Origin of the sequence: Bacillus sp. FSL K6-3459 (genome assembly GCF_038003305.1) — a bacterium.
GTDB classification, from domain to species: Bacteria; Bacillota; Bacilli; order Bacillales; family Bacillaceae; genus Bacillus; species Bacillus pumilus_O.
Genome location: NZ_JBBOOW010000001.1, coordinates 675343 through 698644 on the forward strand (window position 1 = coordinate 675343; position 23302 = coordinate 698644).

Annotated in this window: 10 protein-coding genes; 6 read left to right on the plus strand and 4 right to left on the minus strand. The window is 43.5% G+C overall.

All coding sequences use genetic code 11. From position 1 onward, the window contains the following. Window position 1: 1 nt before the first annotated feature. The 3 genes from MHI35_RS03260 to MHI35_RS03270 are packed head-to-tail and all read left to right on the plus strand — an operon-like array spanning window position 2 to window position 14637. Window positions 2–7234 carry a beta-ketoacyl synthase N-terminal-like domain-containing protein gene (locus MHI35_RS03260; RefSeq protein WP_335349137.1) on the plus strand — a complete coding sequence of 2411 codons (7233 nt, stop codon included), beginning with the start codon at window positions 2–4 and terminating at the stop codon, window positions 7232–7234. After that, window positions 7227–13637 (plus strand): HAD-IIIC family phosphatase, encoded by a 6411-nt coding sequence (locus tag MHI35_RS03265; protein ID WP_335349138.1) that lies wholly within the window; start codon window positions 7227–7229, stop codon window positions 13635–13637. Before MHI35_RS03260 ends, MHI35_RS03265 begins: the two co-directional genes overlap by 8 nt. Continuing rightward, window positions 13630–14637 (plus strand): phosphotransferase enzyme family protein, encoded by a 1008-nt coding sequence (locus tag MHI35_RS03270; RefSeq protein WP_335349139.1) that lies wholly within the window; start codon window positions 13630–13632, stop codon window positions 14635–14637. Before MHI35_RS03265 ends, MHI35_RS03270 begins: the two co-directional genes overlap by 8 nt. A 41-nt stretch (window positions 14638–14678) precedes the next feature. Here the strand turns inward: MHI35_RS03270 and MHI35_RS03275 are convergent, their stop codons facing one another. From MHI35_RS03275 to putP, 3 genes are all read right to left on the minus strand, one after another. Next, on the minus strand, window positions 14679–16085 hold the full coding sequence (locus tag MHI35_RS03275) for an alkaline phosphatase (RefSeq protein ID WP_335349140.1): 1407 nt from the start codon (window positions 16083–16085) through the stop codon (window positions 14679–14681). A gap of 112 nt (window positions 16086–16197) precedes the next feature. Further along, the gene (locus tag MHI35_RS03280) at window positions 16198–16890 is read right to left on the minus strand and encodes an MgtC/SapB family protein (RefSeq protein WP_012009182.1); all 693 of its coding nucleotides are present in this window, start codon (window positions 16888–16890) and stop codon (window positions 16198–16200) included. A gap of 163 nt (window positions 16891–17053) precedes the next feature. Further along, the gene (putP, locus tag MHI35_RS03285) at window positions 17054–18535 is read right to left on the minus strand and encodes a sodium/proline symporter PutP (RefSeq protein WP_144521646.1); all 1482 of its coding nucleotides are present in this window, start codon (window positions 18533–18535) and stop codon (window positions 17054–17056) included. A 423-nt stretch (window positions 18536–18958) separates the two neighbouring features. Here putP and gatC point away from each other — a divergent pair, with 423 nt between their 5' ends. Genes gatC through gatB form a run of 3 tightly spaced genes read left to right on the plus strand, consistent with a single transcriptional unit; the run spans window position 18959 to window position 22165 of the window. After that, window positions 18959–19249, plus strand: a complete 291-nt coding sequence (gene gatC / locus MHI35_RS03290; protein ID WP_003213898.1) for an Asp-tRNA(Asn)/Glu-tRNA(Gln) amidotransferase subunit GatC — start codon at window positions 18959–18961, stop codon at window positions 19247–19249. A 14-nt stretch (window positions 19250–19263) separates the two neighbouring features. Further along, window positions 19264–20721 carry an Asp-tRNA(Asn)/Glu-tRNA(Gln) amidotransferase subunit GatA gene (gatA, locus tag MHI35_RS03295; protein WP_144521644.1) on the plus strand — a complete coding sequence of 486 codons (1458 nt, stop codon included), beginning with the start codon at window positions 19264–19266 and terminating at the stop codon, window positions 20719–20721. Window positions 20722–20734: 13 nt separating this feature from the next. Beyond that, a complete protein-coding gene (gene gatB, locus MHI35_RS03300) occupies window positions 20735–22165 on the plus strand; it encodes an Asp-tRNA(Asn)/Glu-tRNA(Gln) amidotransferase subunit GatB (protein ID WP_012009185.1) in 1431 nt (476 codons plus the stop codon). Window positions 22166–22347: 182 nt separating this feature from the next. Here gatB and MHI35_RS03305 read toward each other — a convergent pair whose 3' ends face one another. After that, window positions 22348–23193 carry a TetR/AcrR family transcriptional regulator gene (locus tag MHI35_RS03305; RefSeq protein ID WP_335349141.1) on the minus strand — a complete coding sequence of 282 codons (846 nt, stop codon included), beginning with the start codon at window positions 23191–23193 and terminating at the stop codon, window positions 22348–22350. Window positions 23194–23302 lie beyond the last annotated feature (109 nt).

A 23302-nucleotide genomic window follows, 5' to 3' on the forward strand; every position in this document is an offset into this window, starting at 1 on the left:
TATGTCTGATCAAGAGCAATGGAGCGAATCTGGACTTGAAATTGCAGTTGTAGGATTAGCAGGTACGTTTCCCGGAGCACCGAATGTGCAAGCGTTTTGGGAAAATGTATCGCAAGGAAAAGAATCCGTTACGTTTTTCACTGATGAAGAATTAAAGGCAGCGGGTGTAGATGAGACGCTGCTCAAACGTTCTGATTATGTCAAGGCAAAGCCATATTTACAGCATGCATCATCATTTGATGCAGACTTTTTTGGCTACTCTCCGCGAGAGGCAGCTATTATGGACCCGCAAATTCGATTGATGCATGAATGCACATGGCATGCGCTAGAGGATGCAGGCTATGAGCCTGAGCAATACGAAGGATTAATTGGTCTTTATGCCGGTGCATCTAGCAATCTATCGTGGATGGGGCAGCATATGTCGTCACTTGCAAAGAACGAAGATGTGTTTCAAATCATGCATCTCAATGACCCATCCTTTGCTTCTCGGATTGCCTATAAATTAAATCTAAAAGGTCCAAGCGTATCGGTGCAAACGGCTTGTTCCACGTCGCTTGTTGCGATCCATATGGCATGCCAGGGATTAATCGGAGGTGAATGTGACCTTGCATTAGCAGGAGGTGTCACACTTCATCAGCCGCAAATCACAGGCTATCAATACCAAGAAGGAATGATTTATTCTCCTGATGGTCATTGCCGTCCGTTTGATGAAAAAGCAAAAGGAACCGTTTTTGGTGAAGGTGCAGGCGTTGTTGCGCTAAAACGATTAAAAGATGCGATAGAAGATGGAGATTTTATTTATGCTGTCGTAAAAGGATCTGCAACGAACAATGATGGGAGCAATAAAGTTGGCTATACAGCCCCAAGTGTGAGTGGACAGGCAAGTGTCATTGAATCTGCGTTAGAAATGGCTGAGACAGAACCAGAGACGATTTCTTATATCGAAGCACATGGAACGGGTACGCCGGTTGGAGATCCGATTGAGATTGAGGCGCTTACTCGTGCTTTTCAAACAGATCAACAAGGCTATTGCCGAATTGGATCAGTCAAAGCCAATATTGGGCATTTAGATGCCGCAAGCGGCGTAGCTGGTTTTATCAAAACAGTCATGATGCTACATCATCGTCAATTTGCCCCGATGCCGCACTTTGACAAACCAAATCACCGTATTTCTTTTGATCAAACCCCATTTTATGTTGGGACAGACAAAGGGGAGTGGAAGACATCTCATTTGCCACGGAGAGCTGGAGTCAGCGCCTTTGGTATAGGGGGAGCAAATGCTCATGTCATCTTAGAAGAGGCGAAGCCGAGAAAAGCAAACAGCAAGGCCTCGTCCAAAGAATTAATCGTACTATCAGCTAGATCAACGCATGATCTGAAGAACATGACAAAAAACTTAAAGGAATATGTCTCCTCACATCCTGATCTCTCACTTGGTGAAGCAGCTTATACCTTACAAAGTGGAAGAAAGGCTTTCAAATATCGAAAAGCGTTTGTCTGTTCAACGTGGGAAGAGTTAATAGAGGAGCTGCAAGTGCTGAGTGAAGAGACAGCAGGTAGAGAAAGTCTTCTTTATAAACGGATCAGTATGAAGCTGACAGGGTATCATGAGTCAGGTTTACGAGATTACATCAAGCTGTATGAGAAAGATCCTTCTTTCAAAATAGAAGTGGATCGAATCATAAGCCTCGTCCAAACTGCGGTACCTATCAAAAAAGACGAGCTGTTCCATCCTAACCAAAGTAGTCAATCAGAAGTGGCGATGCTAATCATGACAGCGGCTTTTGCCAACATGCTAAGAACACTCGGAATTGAACCAGATAGATGGATTGGAGAAGGCAGCGGCGTCTGGACAGCTTTATATGCAGCAGGCGGCCTTGAGCTAAACGATGCGGCATCTATTGTGTACCACCTTCATGACTCCGAGACGCTTAATCAAAGGCTGGCTTCACTGCCCCAGAGGACACTAAAGCAGTCAGTTTACTTGCAGCAAACTGGGGAGGAACTAACCACTTTCGACCCATCATCTGCCAAAGGTCTTCTTAACATGAATCAGCCTGTAAAATCGCCAATGATGGAGCAAGAATCACCAGCTTTGATGATTGACCTTTCAATGAAACAAGGAATTGTCGTTGAAAAGGGAGCAGAAGAAACAACTGAACCACTTGATGGAGACATGCTTCAAATCGCAGGCGTTCTTTGGGAAATGGGAGTCGGCTTAGCCTTACCTTTAACAGAGGAGAAAAATAGGCAACGTATTCCGCTACCGGGGTACCCATTTCATAAAACCGATTTCTCTGCTCAAACAAATACGACGGCAGCCATTGAACCGCAAAAGCCGCAGAATGAACAGCGTGTCTTTGCTACTATCGCTTCTTTACAAAAAGACATTCACGACATTGTGCAAACTCATTTTGGGTTTGATCAAATGGATGATGAAACGCCATTTTTCGAATTTGGTGCGACGTCCCTTGATATTTCTCAGCTCGCAGCGAAAATATCTGAGCATGTGGACAAGCAAATTGACACTGTGCAATTGTATCGATTTGCGACAGTGGCAAGTCTTGCCGAATATTTGTTTAAAGAACAGTCGGAACAGGCTCAAATGCCTGCACTTCACCCAGTAAAAAACACGTCCCAAGAGCATACGGATATTGCGATTGTCGGAATGGCTGGAAGATTCCCAGGAGCTTCATCGTTAGAAGACTTTTGGCAGTGTCTTGTGAATGGTGAGGAAATGATTCACTTTTTCACAGAAGAAGAGCTCAAGAAAGCAGGGCTGGATGCGTCTGTCTACCAGCATCCGAATTTCATTGGAGCAAAAGGTCGTTTACAAGAGATTGAAGGCTTCGATGCAGACTTCTTCAACTATTCTGCTAGAGAGGCAGAGCTAATGGATCCGCAGTTCAGGCTCTTGCATGAATGTGCTTGGGAAGCGCTGGAGGATGCTGGCTGTGACCCTGATCGAATGGTAGGGAAGATTGGTGTTTATACAGGAACGAGTCCAAATCATGAGTGGCTGACGCGCTTTGCCCATCAAATGGAAGCAACTGAGCAATTCAGCGCCATGCTGTTAAATGATCGTGAGTTTTTTAGCACGCAGCTTTCTTATAAATTGAATTTACACGGTCCTAGTGTGACCATGCAGACAGCTTGTTCGACCTCACTTGTCAATATTGGCATGGCCTGTCAAGCCTTATTGAATGAAGAATGTGATGCCGCACTGGCCGGCGGTGTGACGGTCAGTTCTCCAGAAAATATCGGCTACATCTATCAAGATGGGATGATTCAATCAAAAGATGGACATTGCCGTCCGTTTGACCAAGAGGCGAGCGGAACCATTTTCGGAGATGGAGCGGGGATTGTTTTGCTAAAACGTTATGAAGATGCGGTGAGAGACGGCAACCCGATTCATGCGGTCATCAAAGGGGTTGGTGTGAACAATGATGGCAGCCGAAAAGCTGGTTTTACCGCTCCGAGTGTGGAAGGACAAGCAGAGGTTTTAAAAGAAACGTATGAAAAATCAGGTATCGATCCCGCCTCTATCGGTTATGTAGAAGCACATGGTACAGGGACAAAAATGGGAGATCCAATTGAGGTATCCGCTCTTAGCCAAGTGTTCAAAGGGACAGATCCGCTGACGATTCCGATTGGTTCTGTGAAAAGTAATGTCGGACACTTAAATAGTGCAGCAGGGATTGCAGGTCTGTTTAAAGCCATTTTGGCTCTCCAGCATAAAACGATCCCGCCAACCATTCATTATGAATCACCCAATCAGGAGATCCCTTTCAAAGATACACCGTTCTATGTGAATCAAAAGGCGTTGTATTGGAAGGAAGCGGATGGTCCGAGAAGAGCGGGAGTTAGCTCTTTCGGTATCGGCGGAACGAATGCCCATATGATCATAGAAGAGGGCTTGCAGGCGAAGCAAAAACCAGCTTCTAACCAAAAGCAGCTTCTTGTCTTATCTGCAAAAACAGATACTGCTTTAGCGGAAATGACAGAGCGATTAAAGCAGTATGTGATCGAGCATCCTCAAGTCCCGCTTGAAGATATTGCTTATACATTACGGTATGGCAGAAAGCAATTTCCATACCGAAAAGCAATCGTGCTCGCGTCTGCTGATGAATGGATGCAGCAGAAACAGCTTGAAACGAGTGTGTTCCGAAGCAAAAAATGGCGTAAAGCGACCTTTATGTTTTCAGGTCAAGGCGCACAGTATGCTGGTATGATGCGCGGATTATACGATGCAGAGCCAGTGTTTAAATGGGAAGTAGATAGATGTTTTAAATATGTCATGGAAACAGAACAAGTGGATTTAAAGGGCATTGTTTTTTCCGAGGATGAAACGAACGAAGACATCACAAAAACATCAAATGCCCAGCCACTTCTCTTTATATTTGAGTATGCATTAGCTAAATTGCTTCAGCACAGCGGTGTTGAGCCAGAATCAATGATTGGACACAGTATCGGCGAATACGTTGCCGCTTGTTTGTCAGGGGTCTTTTCTCTCGAGTCTGCGTTAACACTCGTGATGGCAAGAGGAAGATTGATGCAAGACATGGAAAAAGGCGCGATGCTTAGTGTGCAATTACCCGAGGCGGAGCTCGTCTCGATGATCGATGAAGCGCTTTCTGTTGCTGCTGTCAATGCAAAAGACCTTTGTGTCGTTTCTGGAAGAGAAGAGCATATCGCTACATTTGAAAAGAAACTGCAAGACAAAGGAATAATCACCAGACAGCTCCATACGTCTCATGCCTTTCATTCCTACATGATGGAGCCGATGCTTGAGGCGTTTCAACAAATCGTAGAGAAAGTAGAATTGCACGAGCCGGCGATTCCGTTTGTATCGAATGTCACAGGCACTTGGGCGACAAGTGAAGATGTGATGACAGCATCTTATTGGACGAACCATCTGCGTGGAACCGTTCGTTTTCATGAAGGTCTATCTCAGTTGTTAACCGATGAAGTACGAGCACTCATTGAAGTTGGACCTGGAAACAGCTTGACAGCTTTAGCGAAACGTCATGAAAACAAAGAGTCTCATCATGATGTCCTGAATATGGTGAGGCATACGAGAGAACAAGCGGATGACCATGCTTATTTCTTAAAGAGAATAGGAGAGCTATGGGCAGGGGGCTACGAGGTCAGAGCGCAGCAACATCTAGCGCAAGAGGAAGGTCAGCTCGTATCGCTGCCAACCTATCCATTCGAGCGGAAACGATATTGGATTGAAGCAGGAAAGCCTGCGTCTCCGCAGCTATCCGCGCCTAAGGAAACGAAGAAAAAAGAGATGGAAGAATGGTTCTACCTGCCTTCATGGGAGCAGCAGCCGCTAAAACCAGTTTTCGAAAAAGAAACAGAAGAACAAACGTGGCTTATTTTCAAGGAACAGGATGCTTTTCATGAACTGTTTACCCATTCATTTAAGCAAAAAGGGATCAAGGTTATTTCTGTCACGAAGGGTGAAGCTTATCAAGAGCAAGATGAGTCGTTTACGATCAATCCGGCAGAAGGCCAGCACTACCGAAATATGCTAGATACATTGTCTAATAGAGGCATCAATATCCAGCGGATTCTGCATTTATGGGAAGCAGCGAAAGAAGATGACAATTCGAATCGTCAAGCCGCTTTTCAAGCGCACATTGAAAAAGGCTATTACAGCTTAATTTTCTTATCTCAAGCGATTGCTGCCCAAAAAAATATTCGAGAGTGCCGTCTGTTTACGATCACTAGCGGAATTCAGCCAGTCACAGGCAATGAGACGATATGTGCAGAGAAAAGTGCAATGCTTGGACCGTGTAAAGTGATTTCACAGGAATACCATCATATTAAGTGCTGGAATATCGATGTGGAAGACGTGCCAGAAGTCATCTCTTGGAAGGAACAAGTCCTTGTCGATCTTATTGTGCAGGAAATCATGCAGCCTGGAAAGGACCAGCTCGTGGCGTATCGTCATCGAAAGCGCTGGGTGCAGAGCTACAAGCATTTGCCACTGCAAAAAGAAGATGGACTACCGAAGATGATCAGGCCAAATGGTGTGTATTTGATCACAGGAGGTTTAGGCGGTATCGGATTTGTTTTATCAAAGATGCTGGCGAAGGAAGGAAATGTACATCTTTATTTAACTGGAAGAACGGCATTGCCGCCAAGAAATGAATGGGCGTCATACGTTCAACAAGCAAATGCCGATGAAGCGCAGCGCACGAGAATTGAGAAGGTGCTTGAGCTCGAACGATTAGGTGCAACAGTAGAAGCGGTGCAGGCGAATGCAGGAAATCTTGATCAGATGAAACATGTATTTGATGCTATTCGCAAAAAGCATGGCGGCGTTCATGGTGTATTCCATGCGGCTGGTTTACCAGGAAGTACATCGTTCCGGGCAATTAAAGATATCCCTTCTACACTGGCGCAGGGAGAGGATCAATTCCAATCAAAGGTAAAAGGACTTGATGTGCTAGAGCAGCTGCTAGATCAAGAACAAGCGGATTTTTGTCTCCTCTTTTCATCCATTAGTGCATTGCTTGGGGGCTTAGGGTTCTCTGCTTACTCAGCGGCTAACTTATATATGGACGCATTTGCAGCTAGACTCAATCAACATAGTCAAACCCCGTGGATGTGTGTGAACTGGGATGCGTGGAATTTCTGGGGTGAGCTAGAGTCCACAATTGGTGAATCGATTAATGAGCTTGCGATTTTACCAGAAGAGGGTGCTGAGCTGTTCCAGTATGTTCTGTCTAACCGGCAGAATCGACACATGCTCGTGTCCACAGGAAATCTTGATGAACGGATAGGTCAATGGCTGTCGCTAGAGTCGAAGGCAGCAGAGAGTGAAGATTCATATGAAGTGTCTAAGCATGAAAGACCAGAGCTAGGCAATCCATATGTGGCACCTCGGAATGAAACTGAAAAAGCGATCTGTCAAGTATGGCAGGATTTCATGGGCATGGAACAAGTGGGCATTCACGACAATTTCTTTGATCTCGGCGCAAGCTCGCTGGATATTGTTCAAGTCACGAATCGGTTAAATCAAGCACTTCAAACAAATGAAGCGGTTGTGACCTTGTTTACGTACCCTTCTGTTGCAGAGCTTGCGAAATATATCCAGCCTTCTGAGGACTCGGAGGAAGAAGCGATGGAAGAAGAACTAGCCGTCGTCACTTCAGGTGATCGAAGAGCTCGTTTTAAACAGCAACGGAATAAAAGATTGAGAGGCGGAATCGAGAATGAATGATACAACGAATCACTATCATGGCGCAGAAATTGCTGTTATCGGTCTTGCAGGTCGTTTTCCAGGGGCCAAAAATGTAGATGAGTACTGGGAGAATCTGAAAAAGGGAAAAGAAACAATTTCTTTTTTTACAGAGGAAGAATTACGGCGTGAAGGTACAGATGAAGCTTTATTAAAAAACCCCCGTTTTGTTAAAGCAAAAGGAATGCTAGATGATGTGGATTTATTTGATGCAGATTTCTTTGACTATACACCAAAGGAAGCGGCAATGATGGACCCGCAGTTTAGACTGTTTCATGAATGTGTTTGGACGGCGCTTGAAGACGCTGGGTACGATCCGTTTGAATATAAAGGGCAAATCGGTCTTTATACAGGTGCAGGGATCAATACAGAATGGGTTATGAGAGCACTTCAAGGAGCGGCGCAAGGTGAGGATTCGAAAACACTAGAAGCTGCCGTTCTGAATATGCGTGATTATTTAGCGACGATGATTTCATATAAATTAAATCTGAAGGGACCGAGTATGGTGGTGCAAACCGCCTGCTCGACCTCAATGGTGTCGATTCATTTAGCCGTTCAGGCTTTATTAAGCGGCGACTGTCATATGGCAGTTGCAGGCGGCGTGTCCATTCGCCTGCCGCAAAAATCGGGCTATCTGTATCAAGAAGGCATGATTCATTCATCTGACGGACACTGCCGAGTCTTTGATAACAAAGCTGATGGAACCGTTTTTGGTGATGGTGCAGGAGCCGTTATTTTAAAAAATTTAGAGGATGCCATTGAAGACGGTGATCACATTTATGCTGTCATTAAAGGATCATCTATTAATAATGACGGAAATAGAAAAGTAGGATATACAGCTCCGAGTACGAAAGGTCAAGTTTCAGCGATTAAGACAGCACTTCGAATGGCTGAGGTGGAACCTGAAACCATTTCGTACATTGAAGCACATGGAACGGGGACAACCCTTGGAGATCCAATCGAAATTGAAGCGCTCAAGCAAGCTTTCGATACAGATAAAAAGGGTTTTTGCCGCATTGGTTCTGTCAAATCGAATGTTGGTCATTTAAATGATGCATCAGGTGTCGCCGGTTTTATTAAAACCGTTTTAAGCTTAAAGCATCAAGTGATTCCGCCGACCATTCATTTTGAAACACCAAATGAAAAAATTGAGTTTGCCGATTCGCCTTTCGTTGTAAACACAGACTTGACGCCATGGAGCACGCAGGAATCCCCTCGCCGGGCAGGTGTAAGTTCATTTGGGATTGGTGGAACAAATGCTCATGTCATTTTAGAAGAAGCACCTGCTACACGTGTTGCCGCAGATAACCCTGAGGAGAATGAACTTCTTTTATTATCTGCGAAAACACCAGCAGCTCTTGAAAAAATGACGGATCGTCTTGCGGACTACTTACTTCAGCATCAGCAGCAAGTCCGTCTAAGTGACGTTGCCTATACGCTGCAAACAGGGCGCCATCATTTTCCGCATAAACGTGTCATTCTTGGAAGTAATACGGCTGACATGTTACAGGCGCTCAATCAAAGGTCAAAAGATGTGGTCAAGACGGCCAGCTCCCAAACATCGAGCCGTCCAGTTGTCTTTCTGTTCCCAGGCCAAGGATCTCAGTATGTAGATATGGGGCGTCAGCTTTATGATAAATATCCAGTCTTTAAGGAAGCGCTGGATCAATGCTTGAATCAATTCAAACAGCATGTCTCAGTTGACCCATTCAGCATTTTATTCTCAACAGAAACAAGTGATGATCGTCAACTGATCAACCAAACAGAATATACACAACCGATTCTGTTTAGTGTCGAATACGCTTTGGCTAAATTGCTGATTCATTTTGGCGTCAAACCGCAGGCACTGATCGGTCACAGTATTGGAGAATATACGGCTGCTGCGGTATCTGGTTTACTATCTGTTGAAGATGCTGTAGATCTTGTGGCTTATCGCGGACAGCTCATTAGCCAGCTTCCAAAAGGCTCTATGCTGAGCGTTCCTTTGAGTGAACAGAACGTGCTGCCGTATTTAACAGATGATCTGTCACTTGCAGCAGTAAATGGTCCTGAATTGTGCGTAGTGTCAGGTGAGACCGCGGCCATTGATGCACTTGCTGAGAAGCTGGAGGCTGCTGGACATGGATGTAGAAAGCTTCACACCTCTCATGCCTTCCATTCTAAAATGATGGATGACATCCTGCCATCATTTAAAGAAAAGGTTGCCGAGTATCAATTGAATGCACCGTCTATCCCGTATATTTCTAACGTCACAGGTACGTGGATTGACAATGAAGCAGTGCAAGATCCAGCATATTGGGCTAATCATTTGCGGCAAGCAGTTCGTTTCCGTGATGGAGCGGAGACATTATTAACGGAGCTTGATCCTATTATCGTTGAAGTCGGGCCGGGGAATACGTTAAGTGCGTTTATTCGCCAAGCTTCAAAAGAACATCATCAGCAGCCGATTCCATTGATGCGTCATCCTAAAGAAGAGGCAGCAGATGACCGCTACCTGCTGGGAAGAATGGGTGACATCTGGCTTCAAGGGGTGCCGGTTGACTGGACAAAATTGCGAAATCAGACATCAAATCAAAAAGTATCCTTGCCGACCTATCCGTTTGAACGACAACGATATTGGATTGAAAAGGTAGATACAGCCGCATTATCTTCATCCTCAGGTGTACAAATGGTGGTGCCAAAGGATAACAAAAGGCAGGAAGTAGAAGAAAACAATCAAGTCCATGCCGTCGCATCGAATGATATTGAGGCAACGTTACAGCGGATGTGGAAAGACATTTTAGGAATTGAAAAGGTGGAAAGAGACGACCATTTCTTTGAGCTTGGCGGACATTCGTTAAATGCCACCGGTCTGATTTCTCAAATTCACAAAGAGTTTGGTGTAGAGCTAACGCTCACAGACATGTTTAACAACCCGACAATTGAAAAGCTCCAAGCATTCATCGAAAAGGCAGAGAAGCATCAATATTTCAAGATTGAACCAGTCGAAAAGAAAGACACGTATCCATTATCTGCTGCTCAAAGACGGACATTTCTCATTCATCAGCGTATTGGTCAAGTGACCTCTTACAACATGCCGATGGCACTGAGATGTAAAGGGGAAATTGACGTCGAGCGCTTTGAGCAGACCTTCAAGCAATTAATTGATCGCCATGAAACCTTGCGAACGACCTTTGAATTAAAAGATGGTGTACCGGTTCAGCGGGTCCATGATGACTTCCAGTTTGCTGTTGAAATGACAGAGGCTGATGAAGAAGGATTAGAAGCACAAATTGATGAATTCATTCGTCCATTTGACTTAAAGGCTGCACCATTGATCCGTGTGCGTTTTGTGAAAATCGCAGCACATGATCACCTCTTATTAGTCGATATGCATAATATTGTGGCGGATGGAGCGAGCATGAACATCTTTATTAAAGAATTTACTGAGCTCTATCGAGGGGAAACCTTGCCGGAACTCACTGTTCAATATAAAGATTATGCAGAATGGCAAGACAAATATTTCCGCAGCGAGATGTTTCAAAAGCAGCAGGATTATTGGAAGCAGCAAATTGGCTCAAATGTGCCAACTTTGACAATGCCATATGATTTCGAACGGAAGGAACAATCCTTCTTAGGAAGAGCGATCAAATTCAATATTGAACCACACATCGTTGAGAAAATTGAACAGCTCGCTGAACGGTATCAGCTGACCAACAACGTCATCTTGTTCCAGCTGTATGGGCTACTGCTTTCACGTTATGCGGATCAAGAGGAATTGATTGTCGGTTCACTTGTGGCTGGAAGACGTCATGCTGATATCGAGCATACAATTGGCATGTTTACGAACTTCTTGCCAATTAAACTAGACATGGGACAAGACGCAACCTTTACAGAGCAACTGGTGCAGACAAAGCAAGTGCTGCTGGATGCGTATGACCATCAAGAGTATCCATTTGACCAAATGGTTGAACATCTGAATCCAAAAACAAGACCGCATCGCAATCCATTCTTTGATACTATGCTCATCTACCATAATGAGTACGATCCGAATATTAAAATCGAAGCCGATGGACTAACATTTGAAACACATGAGTTTGCAAAGGGAATTTCCAAACTCGATATGAAAATGGATGTTGTCAGAGAAGTAACAGGTGAGTTAAAGTGCGTCCTTCAATACAATCTTGCGCTGTTTAAACATGAGACCATGCAAGCTTTTGTCAAGCACTTCGAGGACTTGGTCGAACAGGCTGTTCAAACACCTGATCAACAGCTTAAGGATTTCGTTGTTCTTTCACAGGAAGAAGAACAAGAAGCAAAAGAGAAAAGGGAGCGTGCAGAGGAAAAAGCACCGCTCGTACTAACGGTCAGCTCGACATTTACAGCAGATCCAATCGCACCTTACATTCAATACTGGACCAAACAGTTTGACGTGCAGCTGGATGTTCAATTTGCGCCGTATGGGCAGGTATATCAGGAATTATTAAATGAGCGCAGCCTGATCTCACAGAAGAAAAACGGTGCGAACCTTCTGCTCATTCGTTTAGAGGATATCACGGGCCCAGTTCATCTTTCACTAAAAGAAAAGAAAAAACTAGCTTCAGAGCATGCTGAAGAACTTGCAAACGTTCTGAAATCAAAAACAAAACATAACCTATATTTTGTTGGGATTCTGCCAATAAGTGCTGCTCTTAAAGACACACTGCAAGATGTGGAACAAGAGTGGATTGCTCAATTATCTGAGATAGACGGTGTTCAATTGATCGATTGCCGTCAGCTTGCGCAGCAATATCAAATGGCTGACATCTTTGATGCAAAAGGAGAGCAAGCCGCACACCTCCCATTCACGGAAGTCTTTTGTGGAGCCATCGGTACAAAAGTCGCACGCGAGTTCATTGCATGGCAAGGTGCACCATTTAAGGTAGCGGCCATTGATTGTGATCACACGCTTTGGAGAGGTGTCGTTTCAGAAGACGGTGTGGAAGGTATCGATATTACGCCAGAACATCAAACGCTTCAGCGCTTTTTAAAACAAAAGCAAAAAGAGGGTCTCTTGCTTGTCTTAAGCAGCAGGAATAATGAAGAAGATGTGTGGCGCGTGTTTGAAAACCACCCAGATATGATCTTGCAAAAAGACGATATTGTCGACTGGCGGATCAATTGGGAAAGTAAACCGGCACATCTGAAAGAGATGGCAGATTCACTGAATCTTTCATTATCTCAGTTTATTTTCTTAGATGATGATCCTGCTCAGTGCTTGCGTATGAATGAAGAGCTGCCTGAAGTGATGACACTCCTGCTACCTGCCAATGAAAAAGCGATTCCATTATTCGTCCAGCATGCTTGGGCATTTGACCGCTATGATGTCACAGATGAAGATAGAGGGCGAACAACAAGCTACAAGGCTGAAAAAGCTCGTCAAAAAGAGAAAGCAGAGTCGACGTCAATGGAGCAATTTTTACAAGATTTGAATTTGAACATGAGTGTAACAGAGTGGGGAGAAAATCACCTTGCCCGCGTGGCGCAAATGAGCAGTCGCATTAACCAATTCCGCTTAAATGATCAGCGCTTTGATGAACAGCAGCTGAGAGAGCGGATGGAAAATGAGCATGTTCAGGGCTGGGTCATTGAAGCAGCGGATCGCTTCAGTCATGAAGGAATTGTAGGGGCAATCTTGGCTCATCATGCAGGAGACACCTTGATCATTGATGCATGGATGCTAAGCTGCCGTGCTCTAGGAAAAGGGATTGAGCAAAAATGTCTGACATGTCTCGCTGAATACAGTCGTCAGCACCAGCTTTCTTCTATTGAATTCACATTTGCATCGACTGGACGTAATGAGCTGTTCAAGTCATTTATGAAAGAGCACCAGATGCAGGAGATGGAGGAGCAGCAAACATACCGTATACAAGTGGAAGAAATCGGTTCACTGAGCGATCACATTCAGATCGTTGAGCACCTGTCACCTCGTCAGCACTCGACTGAAGAAATAGAGGATCAAAGGGTGGAGACAGCAAATCATTCAGTTTCTGAAGGTTACACATGGGAAACGATTCAAACAGATCAAACGCTGCACAGCGGCTATGTAAAAGCCCTTAATGTACATGATCAAGAAGGTCTTCGATCAATATTAAAGACGGAACTAACGCAGGATCATGGACTTTACGCACAGCCATCCAATGAACGCGAGGCATTGCTTCTTGAGATTTGGTGTGACATTCTTCATGTGGAAAAAGTAGGAATTGACAACGACTTTTTCGATTTAGGAGGAAATTCTTTACTTGCTGTCAAAATGGAAGTAGAGATTGAAAAGAAGGGTTGGTATGTTGATGATTTGAATTTTGCTGAAAAACACACCATTCGAGAATTAGCAAAATATATGAAGAGGGAGAATCAGCATGCATAAAGATGTAAAAGCCATATATGATGAATCAAAAATTTTAGATGAGGCCACTCATTTATACGGAGTCCAGCGAAGTGACATCCACTTTATCGCAGATGCAGAAAACTATGTGTATGAACTTAAAAAAGACGGAGAGTCTTTCATTTTAAAAATTACCCATACCATCCGCAGATCACCTGATTATATTTTAGGTGAAATGGAATGGCTCCATCACTTAGCGAAGGGCGGACTTTCGGTTGCGAAACCAATTGCTTCATTAAATGGCCGTGATATTGAACAAGTAGACGATGGGCAAGGCGGTTCATTTTTACTGCGAGTCTATGAAAAAGCACCAGGCCACAAAGTCGAAGAGGCAGACTGGAATGATGAATTATTTTATGCCCTTGGACAGTACACAGGCCGAATGCATAAACTGACAAAAAGCTATCAGCTGTCAGACCCGCGTTATAAAAGACAAGAGTGGGATGAAGAGGAGCAGCTTAAATTACGTAAGTATGTCCCAGCCGATCAGACGCTTGTGTTCGAACAAGCGGATCAGTTGATGGAAAAGCTGGCAAAGCTTCCGAAAAATCAGGATACGTACGGATTGGTTCATGCGGATCTCCATCACGGAAACTTCCACTGGGAGCAAGGCAAAATTACGACCTTTGATTTCGATGATATCGGGTACAACTGGTTTATGAATGACATTAGCATATTGCTATACAATGTGTTGTGGTACCCAGTCATTCCATACGAAGACAAAGCAGCATTTGCAGGAAACTTTATGAAGCAGTTCCTTAAAGGCTATCGTGAAGAGAATGAGCTTGGGGATGAGTGGCTTGCCTACATTCCTGACTTCCTTCGCTTACGTCACGTGCTAATCTATGGCTTGCTGCATCAAGCATTTGATTTGGCTACCATCGGAGAAGAAGAGAAGGGCATGCTCGCTAGTTTCCGCTCAGACATTGAACAAGCAGCACCGATTACGACGTTTGACTTTACAAAACTCAGTCAATCTTAACATCAAAATCCCCGCCTATGTGATGAGGCGGGGATTGTTTTTTATGGGCGATAGGAGGACGGTGATTCAATGATGTGGAACAGGTTCTTTCCTTGCTTTGTATTATCGATCCAGCCTTGAAATGCTGCTTTCCCAGGTCCATATGCATAGACAGGGACATCCTCACCTGTATGAGCAAAGGTTGTCCAGCCTGAGAAAGAACGGTGATCAAAGATGTGTTGAATGCTGAGCTGAATCGTACTGGCCTTCCCTGATTGTGCTGCTTTCTCCACCTGAGAGATTTCCTCTTTTGTGAGCGTGAAATCAATATTGGTGTGAAGGACATCACGTACCGATTGTCCGCCTGCGATTTTCTTTGCCATATACACAGGTGTTTTCTTCGCAGCTAGAATGGGGGCTGGGTCCCATCTATAGCCGGTCTCACTTGTCATGCCGTCTGCACCAAACGAAAAGCCGCCAGTCGCATGATCTGCTGTGATGACGACGAGGGTTTCTTGATCCTTTTTAGCGAATTGAAGAGCCGCTTGGACTGCTTTCTCAAAATCCTCCATTTCACTCATGGCGCCGACCACATCATTTTCATGTCCAGCAGAATCAATGGTACTGCCTTCAAGCAACATGAAAAACCCATGAGAATTGTCTTGATTTAATTGGGTCAATGCTGCCTGCGTCATGTCTTTTAAAGTAGGCACATGCTTTGGACGATCGATGGCTCGATCCAGCTCGTCCTCCTGGAATAAGCCGAGCATTTTCGCAGATGATTGGGAGGTTAAATCATCTTTTGACCTTAGAATGGAATACCCGCTCTTCTTAAATTCTTTCACAAGATCACGGTCTTTTCGGTCAAAATATTGCATTCCGCCACCTAGAAGGATGTCAACTTTGTGCTCTCCATCTATTTTCTCATCAAAAAAGTGGTCTGCAATTTGTTCTTTGTTTTTTCGGGAGACGTTATGTGTGCCAAAAGCGGCAGGTGTCGCATCGGTGATGTCAGACGAGACAACAAAGGCGGTTTTCATTTGTGCTTCCTTTGCTGCTTCAACGACACTTCTAAGAGGTTCTTTTTCTTGGTTGACGGCGATGGCATCATTGTATGTCTTTTTTCCAGTCGCCATGGCCGTGGCTGCGGCAGCTGAGTCGGTAATATTATCTCGAGGATCATCTGGGTGTGTGGTCTGCATCCCGACTAAATACGGGTCCCAGACGGTTTGTGCTTTTGGAGAACCAAGCTTTTCTTGCTTGAATGTTCGGTAGGCTTTGATCACGGGCATCCCCATTCCATCGCCAACGATAAAAATAATATTTTTAGGTGCTTTCGTTTGTTTCTTGTCTGCTGCATTTGTCGACACGGGAGTGACATAATGTGAGGTCAATAAAGCAGCGAATACGAGTACTGCTAGAATCCCACTCATCAGAAAAATACGTTTTTTACGATCCATAGAGCCCATGAAAAATCCCCTTTATCATTTATTTCATAATTTGTATTTTATTTGAATAAAGGCGATGGTTCAACCCCTTTTCCCATAAAAAAAGGTGATGAGACTTTTGCCTCATCACCTTTTATACCGTATCACACTTCACGCCAACGACGCCTTCTAGATCTTTTATATCAAAATACACATCGGTTGTATAGCGATCTTTATGCACGCGTACGCGCACTTCCATAATTGGATAGTTCTTTTCTGTTAAATCATCAATACGAACAGAATGAATGCGAATATTGAGGGCTTTCATTTCTTTTAAAATATCCGTCATACGGTTTCGATCAGAAAGAGACATTCTGATGCGGATTTCTTTTTCCTGTAAGCGAATTGGCCCGATCCGCTGGAAGAGCCACGGTAGAAATTCGACACTAATCAGTATAAAGAAAAGACTGAGGAAGGCTTCTTTATAAAATCCTGCACCTGTTGCAACCCCAAGTCCTGCTGCTCCCCAGATCATCGCAGAAGTCGTGAGACCTGAGATGACATCATTGCTTTTTCGCAGAATTACACCTGCTCCAATAAAGCCAACACCAGATATAATTTGCGCCGGTAACCTGAGTGGGTCCATTTGAAGTCTAGAGACTCGAGGGAAATTGTAGGCCGCATCAATGCTGATGATGGTTAACACGCAGGAGCTGACAGCAATGACAATACACGTTTTTAAGCCGAGCGGCTTTTTCTTCAGCTCGCGTTCAAGCCCAATAATCAAACCGATTAAAGTGGCCACGGCTAATTTTAAGACTGTATCCCATTCAATCGTCCAAAACATGCGTATCGCTCCTTCACTTCATGTACGTTTCACATCATGTATATGATCTTCTCACAGCCCATATGGCTGCACAACTTCTATTTTATTCAGAAATGGGAGAAAGAAAAGCATTTTATTTAAAAAAGAGAGTCATCCGCTTAAGGCAGATGACCCTTCATGTTGTTTATTTTGTTTCTTCTTCAAGATGATCTTCCATTTGGCTAAACAATTGTTTTGATGCTTTTGTTGGCTTGCTGGTCATTAAGCTCACAATAATGGCAGCTAAACCACTTAACGTAAAGCCAGGAATCATTTCATAAATACCTGTTGCGTGGTTAAGGCCTGTCGTGATCCATGTGAGAACGACTACCGCACCAACAATCATCCCAACAAGGGCACCATGATGATTCATTCGCTTCCAGTATAGGCAAAGTAAGATGACTGGACCAAATGAAGATCCAAAACCTGCCCACGCATAACCAACAAGGTCAAGAATGGTGTCACTTGGGTTAAGTGAAAGACAAAGGGCAATCACAGCGACAACGAGTACAGACATACGGCCAATCATCACGAGCTCTTTATCAGATGCTTTTTTTCTAAAGAACGTTCTGTATAAATCCTCTGTCATCGCACTTGCCGTAACAAGCAGCTGAGACGAAATTGAACTCATAATTGCTGCTAAAATGGCAGAAAGTAAAAATCCAGTGATATATGGGTGGAACAATACTTTAGAAAAGACGATAAAGATGGTTTCTGGGTCAGCAAGGTTCATACCCGTTTCATGTACATAAGCAACACCAACTAAACCGACAGACAGTGAACCAATCACTGAAATAATCATCCAGCTCATTCCGATACGGCGTGCTGGTTTTAAGTCTTTGACAGACGTAATCGCCATAAAGCGCACGATAATATGCGGCTGTCCAAAGTAACCTAGTCCCCAAGCGAGGAAGGATATAATGCCAATGACGCTCGTTCCTCTAAAAATATCAAGCAATTTAGGGTCAATCTGTTGAATATCTTGGAATGTGGCAACAGGTCCACCTAATTGTGTAAAGGCAACGATCGGCACGAGCACTAATGCTAAAAACATGATAGCTCCTTGGACAAAGTCCGTTAAGCTCACTGCCAGGAATCCACCAAACAATGTATACAAAATCACAATACTTGACGTCAAAATCAGTCCAAACATGTAATGTGCACCAAATGCTGACTCAAATAAACGTCCGCCTGAAACCATCCCAGACGATGTATACAGCGTAAAGAAAATTAAAATGATGACAGCTGATACAGCTTTTAATAAAGAAGATGATCCTTTGAATCGTTTATCGAAGAAATCAGGAATCGTAATGGCATCATCAGCAATCTCTGTATAAGAACGTAAACGAGGTGCAAGAATGAGATAGTTCAAGTAAGCACCGACAATGAGACCAATCGCAAGCCAGGTAGTCGATAAACCTGTTTTATACATTTCACCTGGTACACCCATCAGCATCCACCCGCTCATATCCGCAGCACCTGCTGAAAGAGCTGTAACGAATGGACCAAGTCCGCGTCCGCCAAGCATATAATCATTTAAATCATGTGTTTTCCTAAATGCATACCAACCGATGGCAAGCATCCCGATAAAATAAATAGATAAGGAAATAGTAACTTCAATACTCATTTTTTGTTCTCACCTTTTTCGTATTAATTTGACATCACCTCAATCAAAATATACAGAAGTGTCAGGGCTGTTTTTTTGATCGAATGCCCTTCTCACTGCTATGGTTACTTAACCTAACAGAGTATTCCCAAGTGATCAACCTTCTTAAACCTTCCTATTTGGAAGAAAAAACGGACAGATCATTGATACGAATCGGATTGTATGCGCTTACAAAAGGGATTAAAAGTAAAAATTTTCTGAAAATAAAAAGTGTCCGCATGCCTATTTTCTTTCATCAGATGAATCACAATGATGCTTCGAGAGAAAAGGCCTCTTACAGCCCCTGCGTAAAGTTGCTTTAGAACAGTAAAATTTGATATGATAAAGTGTATATGACTTATGATCATGACCACGAACACGTATCATTTTTGGAGGTGAACCTGCATGTCTAGAATTTCAATAGAAGAAGTAAAGCACGTGGCGCATTTAGCACGGCTTGCCATTACAGAAGAAGAAGCTGAGATGTTTACAGAACAGCTTGATAGCATCATTTCATTTGCAGAGCAGTTAAACGAGGTAGATACGGAAAACGTTGAACCAACAACACACGTATTAAAAATGAAAAACGTCATGAGAGAAGATGTTCCGAATAAAGGTCTTTCCATTGAGGCAGTCATCAAAAACGCGCCTGATCATAAAGACGGCTATATTCGTGTGCCATCAATTTTGGACTAAAGGAGGCCTGAGGCATGTCACTGTTTGATCACAAAATTTCTGAATTAAAAGAGCTTTTACATAAAAAGGAACTGTCTGTTTCTGATTTAGTGGACGAGTCTTATAAACGAATTAATGAAGTAGACGGGAAAGTACAAGCATTCCTTGCACTGGACGAAGAGAAGGCTCGTGCGTATGCAAAGGAATTGGACGAGGCAGTTGGTGAAAAGGACGAGCTTGGTCTATTGTTTGGTATGCCAATCGGTGTGAAAGATAACATCGTCACAAAGGATTTACGTACAACAGCATCTAGTAAAATTCTGCAAAACTTTGATCCTATTTATGATGCAACGGTTGTCAATCGTTTAAGAGATGCAGAAGCAGTCACAATCGGTAAATTAAATATGGACGAATTTGCAATGGGATCTTCTACAGAGAACTCAGGCTACAAAGCAACGAAAAACCCTTGGAATTTAAACACTGTTCCAGGTGGATCAAGTGGTGGCTCAGCAGCTTCTGTTGCAGCAGGTGAAGTACCATTTTCACTCGGATCAGATACGGGCGGTTCGATTCGCCAGCCGGCATCTTTCTGCGGCGTTGTGGGTCTGAAACCAACGTATGGCCGTGTATCTCGATATGGCTTAATCGCATTTGCTTCTTCATTAGATCAAATCGGGCCGATTACGCGTAACGTTGAGGACAACGCATACGTTCTTCAATCGATTGCTGGTGTGGATCAAATGGATGCAACGAGTGCTAATGTCGACGTCCCAGATTTTCTTTCTTCATTAACTGGAGATATCAAAGGCATGAAAATTGCTGTGCCAAAAGAATACCTTGGAGAAGGTGTTGGCGAAGAAGCAAAAGAGTCTGTTCTTCAAGCTTTAAAAGTATTAGAAGGACTTGGTGCCTCATGGGAAGAAGTGTCTCTTCCGCATTCTAAATATGCGCTTGCGACTTACTACTTGCTGTCTTCTTCAGAAGCATCTGCAAACCTTGCGCGTTTTGACGGCATCCGTTATGGCTACCGTACAGATAATGCAGAAAACCTAATTGATTTATATAAAAATACTCGTTCTGAAGGCTTTGGAAACGAAGTGAAACGCCGCATCATGCTTGGCACATTCGCTCTTAGCTCAGGATATTATGATGCATACTATAAAAAGGCGCAAAAAGTCCGTACATTGATCAAAAAAGACTTCGAAGATGTTTTTGAAAAGTATGATGTCATTGTAGGACCAACAACACCAACTCCTGCGTTTAAGATTGGTGAAAAGACAAGCGATCCACTAACGATGTACGCGAACGATATTTTAACGATTCCTGTGAACCTTGCAGGCGTTCCAGGAATCAGTGTGCCTTGTGGATTTGCCAACGGTCTTCCGTTAGGACTACAAATCATTGGTAAGCACTTTGATGAAGGAACGGTTTACCGCGTGGCTCACGCTTTCGAGCAAGCAACAGATCATCATAAAGCAAAACCTGAACTGTAAGGGGTGAATCAGAATGAACTTTGAAACGGTAATTGGACTTGAAGTCCACGTTGAGCTAAAAACACAATCAAAAATTTTCTCCAGCTCGCCGACACCTTTTGGTGCAGCTGCCAACACGCAAACAAGTGTCATCGACCTTGGATATCCTGGCGTACTGCCTGTGTTGAACAAAGAAGCGGTGAACTTTGCAATGAAAGCAGCCATGGCGCTAAACTGCGAGATCGCAACAGATACAAAATTTGACCGTAAAAACTACTTCTATCCTGATAACCCAAAGGCGTATCAAATTTCTCAATTTGATAAACCGATCGGTGAAAACGGCTGGATTGAAATTGAAGTAGAAGGCAAAACGAAACGAATCGGTATTACGCGTCTCCATTTGGAAGAGGATGCAGGTAAACTGACGCATACAGGCGACGGATATTCACTTGTCGATTTCAACCGTCAAGGCACACCGCTTGTTGAAATCGTATCTGAGCCAGACATTCGCACACCAGAAGAAGCATATGCGTACTTAGAAAAACTAAAATCCATTATTCAATATACAGGCGTATCTGACTGTAAGATGGAAGAAGGCTCACTTCGCTGTGATGCCAACATTTCACTTCGTCCGATCGGCCGTGAAGAGTTTGGAACGAAAACAGAGCTCAAGAACTTGAACTCATTTGCTTTCGTACAAAAAGGTCTTGAATTCGAAGAGAAACGCCAAGAGCAAGTATTGCTTTCTGGCGGCTTGATCGAACAAGAAACGCGCCGCTATGACGAAGCATCTAAAAAGACGATCCTCATGCGTGTCAAAGAAGGTTCTGATGATTACCGCTATTTCCCAGAACCGGATTTGGTGGAGCTGTACATTGATGACGAGTGGAAAGAACGCGTAAGAGCATCGATCCCAGAGCTTCCAGACGAGCGCCGCAAACGTTACATCGATGATCTGGGGCTTCCTGCATACGATGCGATGGTGCTGACGCTGACAAAAGAAATGTCTGATTTCTTTGAAGCAACCATTACAGAAGGTGCAGAAGCGAAGCAAGCTTCAAACTGGCTAATGGGTGAAGTATCTGCCTACTTAAACTCAGCTCAAAAAGAGCTGGAAGATACAAAGCTAACGCCGCAAGGCCTAGCTGGCATGATCAAGCTCATCGAAAAAGGAACGATTTCTTCTAAGATTGCCAAAAAGGTATTCAAAGAGCTGATTGAAAATGGGGGAGACGCAGAAACAATCGTCAAAGAAAAAGGACTTGTCCAAATTTCTGACGAAGGTGCTCTGCTCAAACTTGTCACAGAAGCACTTGATAACAACCCGCAATCTATCGAAGACTTTAGAAATGGAAAAGACCGCGCGATTGGTTTCTTAGTCGGACAAATCATGAAAGCATCGAAGGGTCAAGCAAACCCGCCGATGGTCAACAAGATTCTCCTAGAAGAAATCAAAAAACGCTAAATAGCAAAAAACCGCCTCATGAGAAGAGGCGGTTTTTTTATTTGAACTGACAGGGTCTTATCATAGATTCAGACCACCGCCGTATATCAATTCGGAGATTCTTTTCTTATAATGAAGCATAAGCGAAAGTGCACATTCGAAGGGGGATAAAGGTGAACGAACCGGAAAAACAGCGCGTAAAGTTATGAAAGAAACAGCTTCAATTGTTCGACTACTCTTATGACAGCAGGGTCCTCACACTTTTCTAAATTCGTCAGCATCCCTTGAATGACTGGTTTACGAGGCTTAGCTTTCGCCAGTTCTTCTTCAATGACTTCAATGGATACAAGGGTATCATCAGAAAGCAAATGCTCAAGCTTTAACAAACGAAGCTCTTCTTGAAGGGAAGTAGCACTCGGCGCATCATCATCCCAAATGGTTGGCTTTAAAATAGGTTTCGTCTTAGAGCGAAGCATACCTTGAACCAAATCATCAAACCGTTCGAGTATAAAGGAAGAGAGCTCATCAAATGATAATTGCATCTGATCTTGTAAAAGCAGCACCTGCACATACGATTGGATGATTCCTTGAATCATGACTGACAGGTCAGTTATATATGGTTCGATCTCCTGTCCATAAGTGGTCAAGATGGAAATTTGAATTTCATCATTCATTTGTTTTTTCACAGTTTTTGAATACTTTTTAATTTGCTGGTTTTCTGGAATAATGTTCTCACTGAGGATCAAAATGATAAAATCCTTGTTCTCAGCAAAATGCTGAAACTGTTCAGCGATTTGCTTCTGGAAGATCTCTCTCGGCGCGAGATGCTGATTCTCTTTTCGAATCGTTTCAATACTTTGCATGGATGTGTCGATATAATATTCAAAGGCGCGATTGAAAAGCTGTTCTTTTGATTTGAAATGTAAATAAAATGCGCCTTTTGATATTCCGCACTCATCTGCAATTTCCTGAATGGTCGTAGAAGAAAAACCCTTTTTCGCAAACAACTGGATGCTTGCTTTAATGATTTTTTCTTTTTTTTCGTTCATGAAATAAGGCCCCTTCAGCTTTAGAATGTTACGTCAAACGCAAGTGAAATGGTTGACGGCATTGTATATCACCGTTTATTATGATATAGAATGACCAGTCAGTCAATAC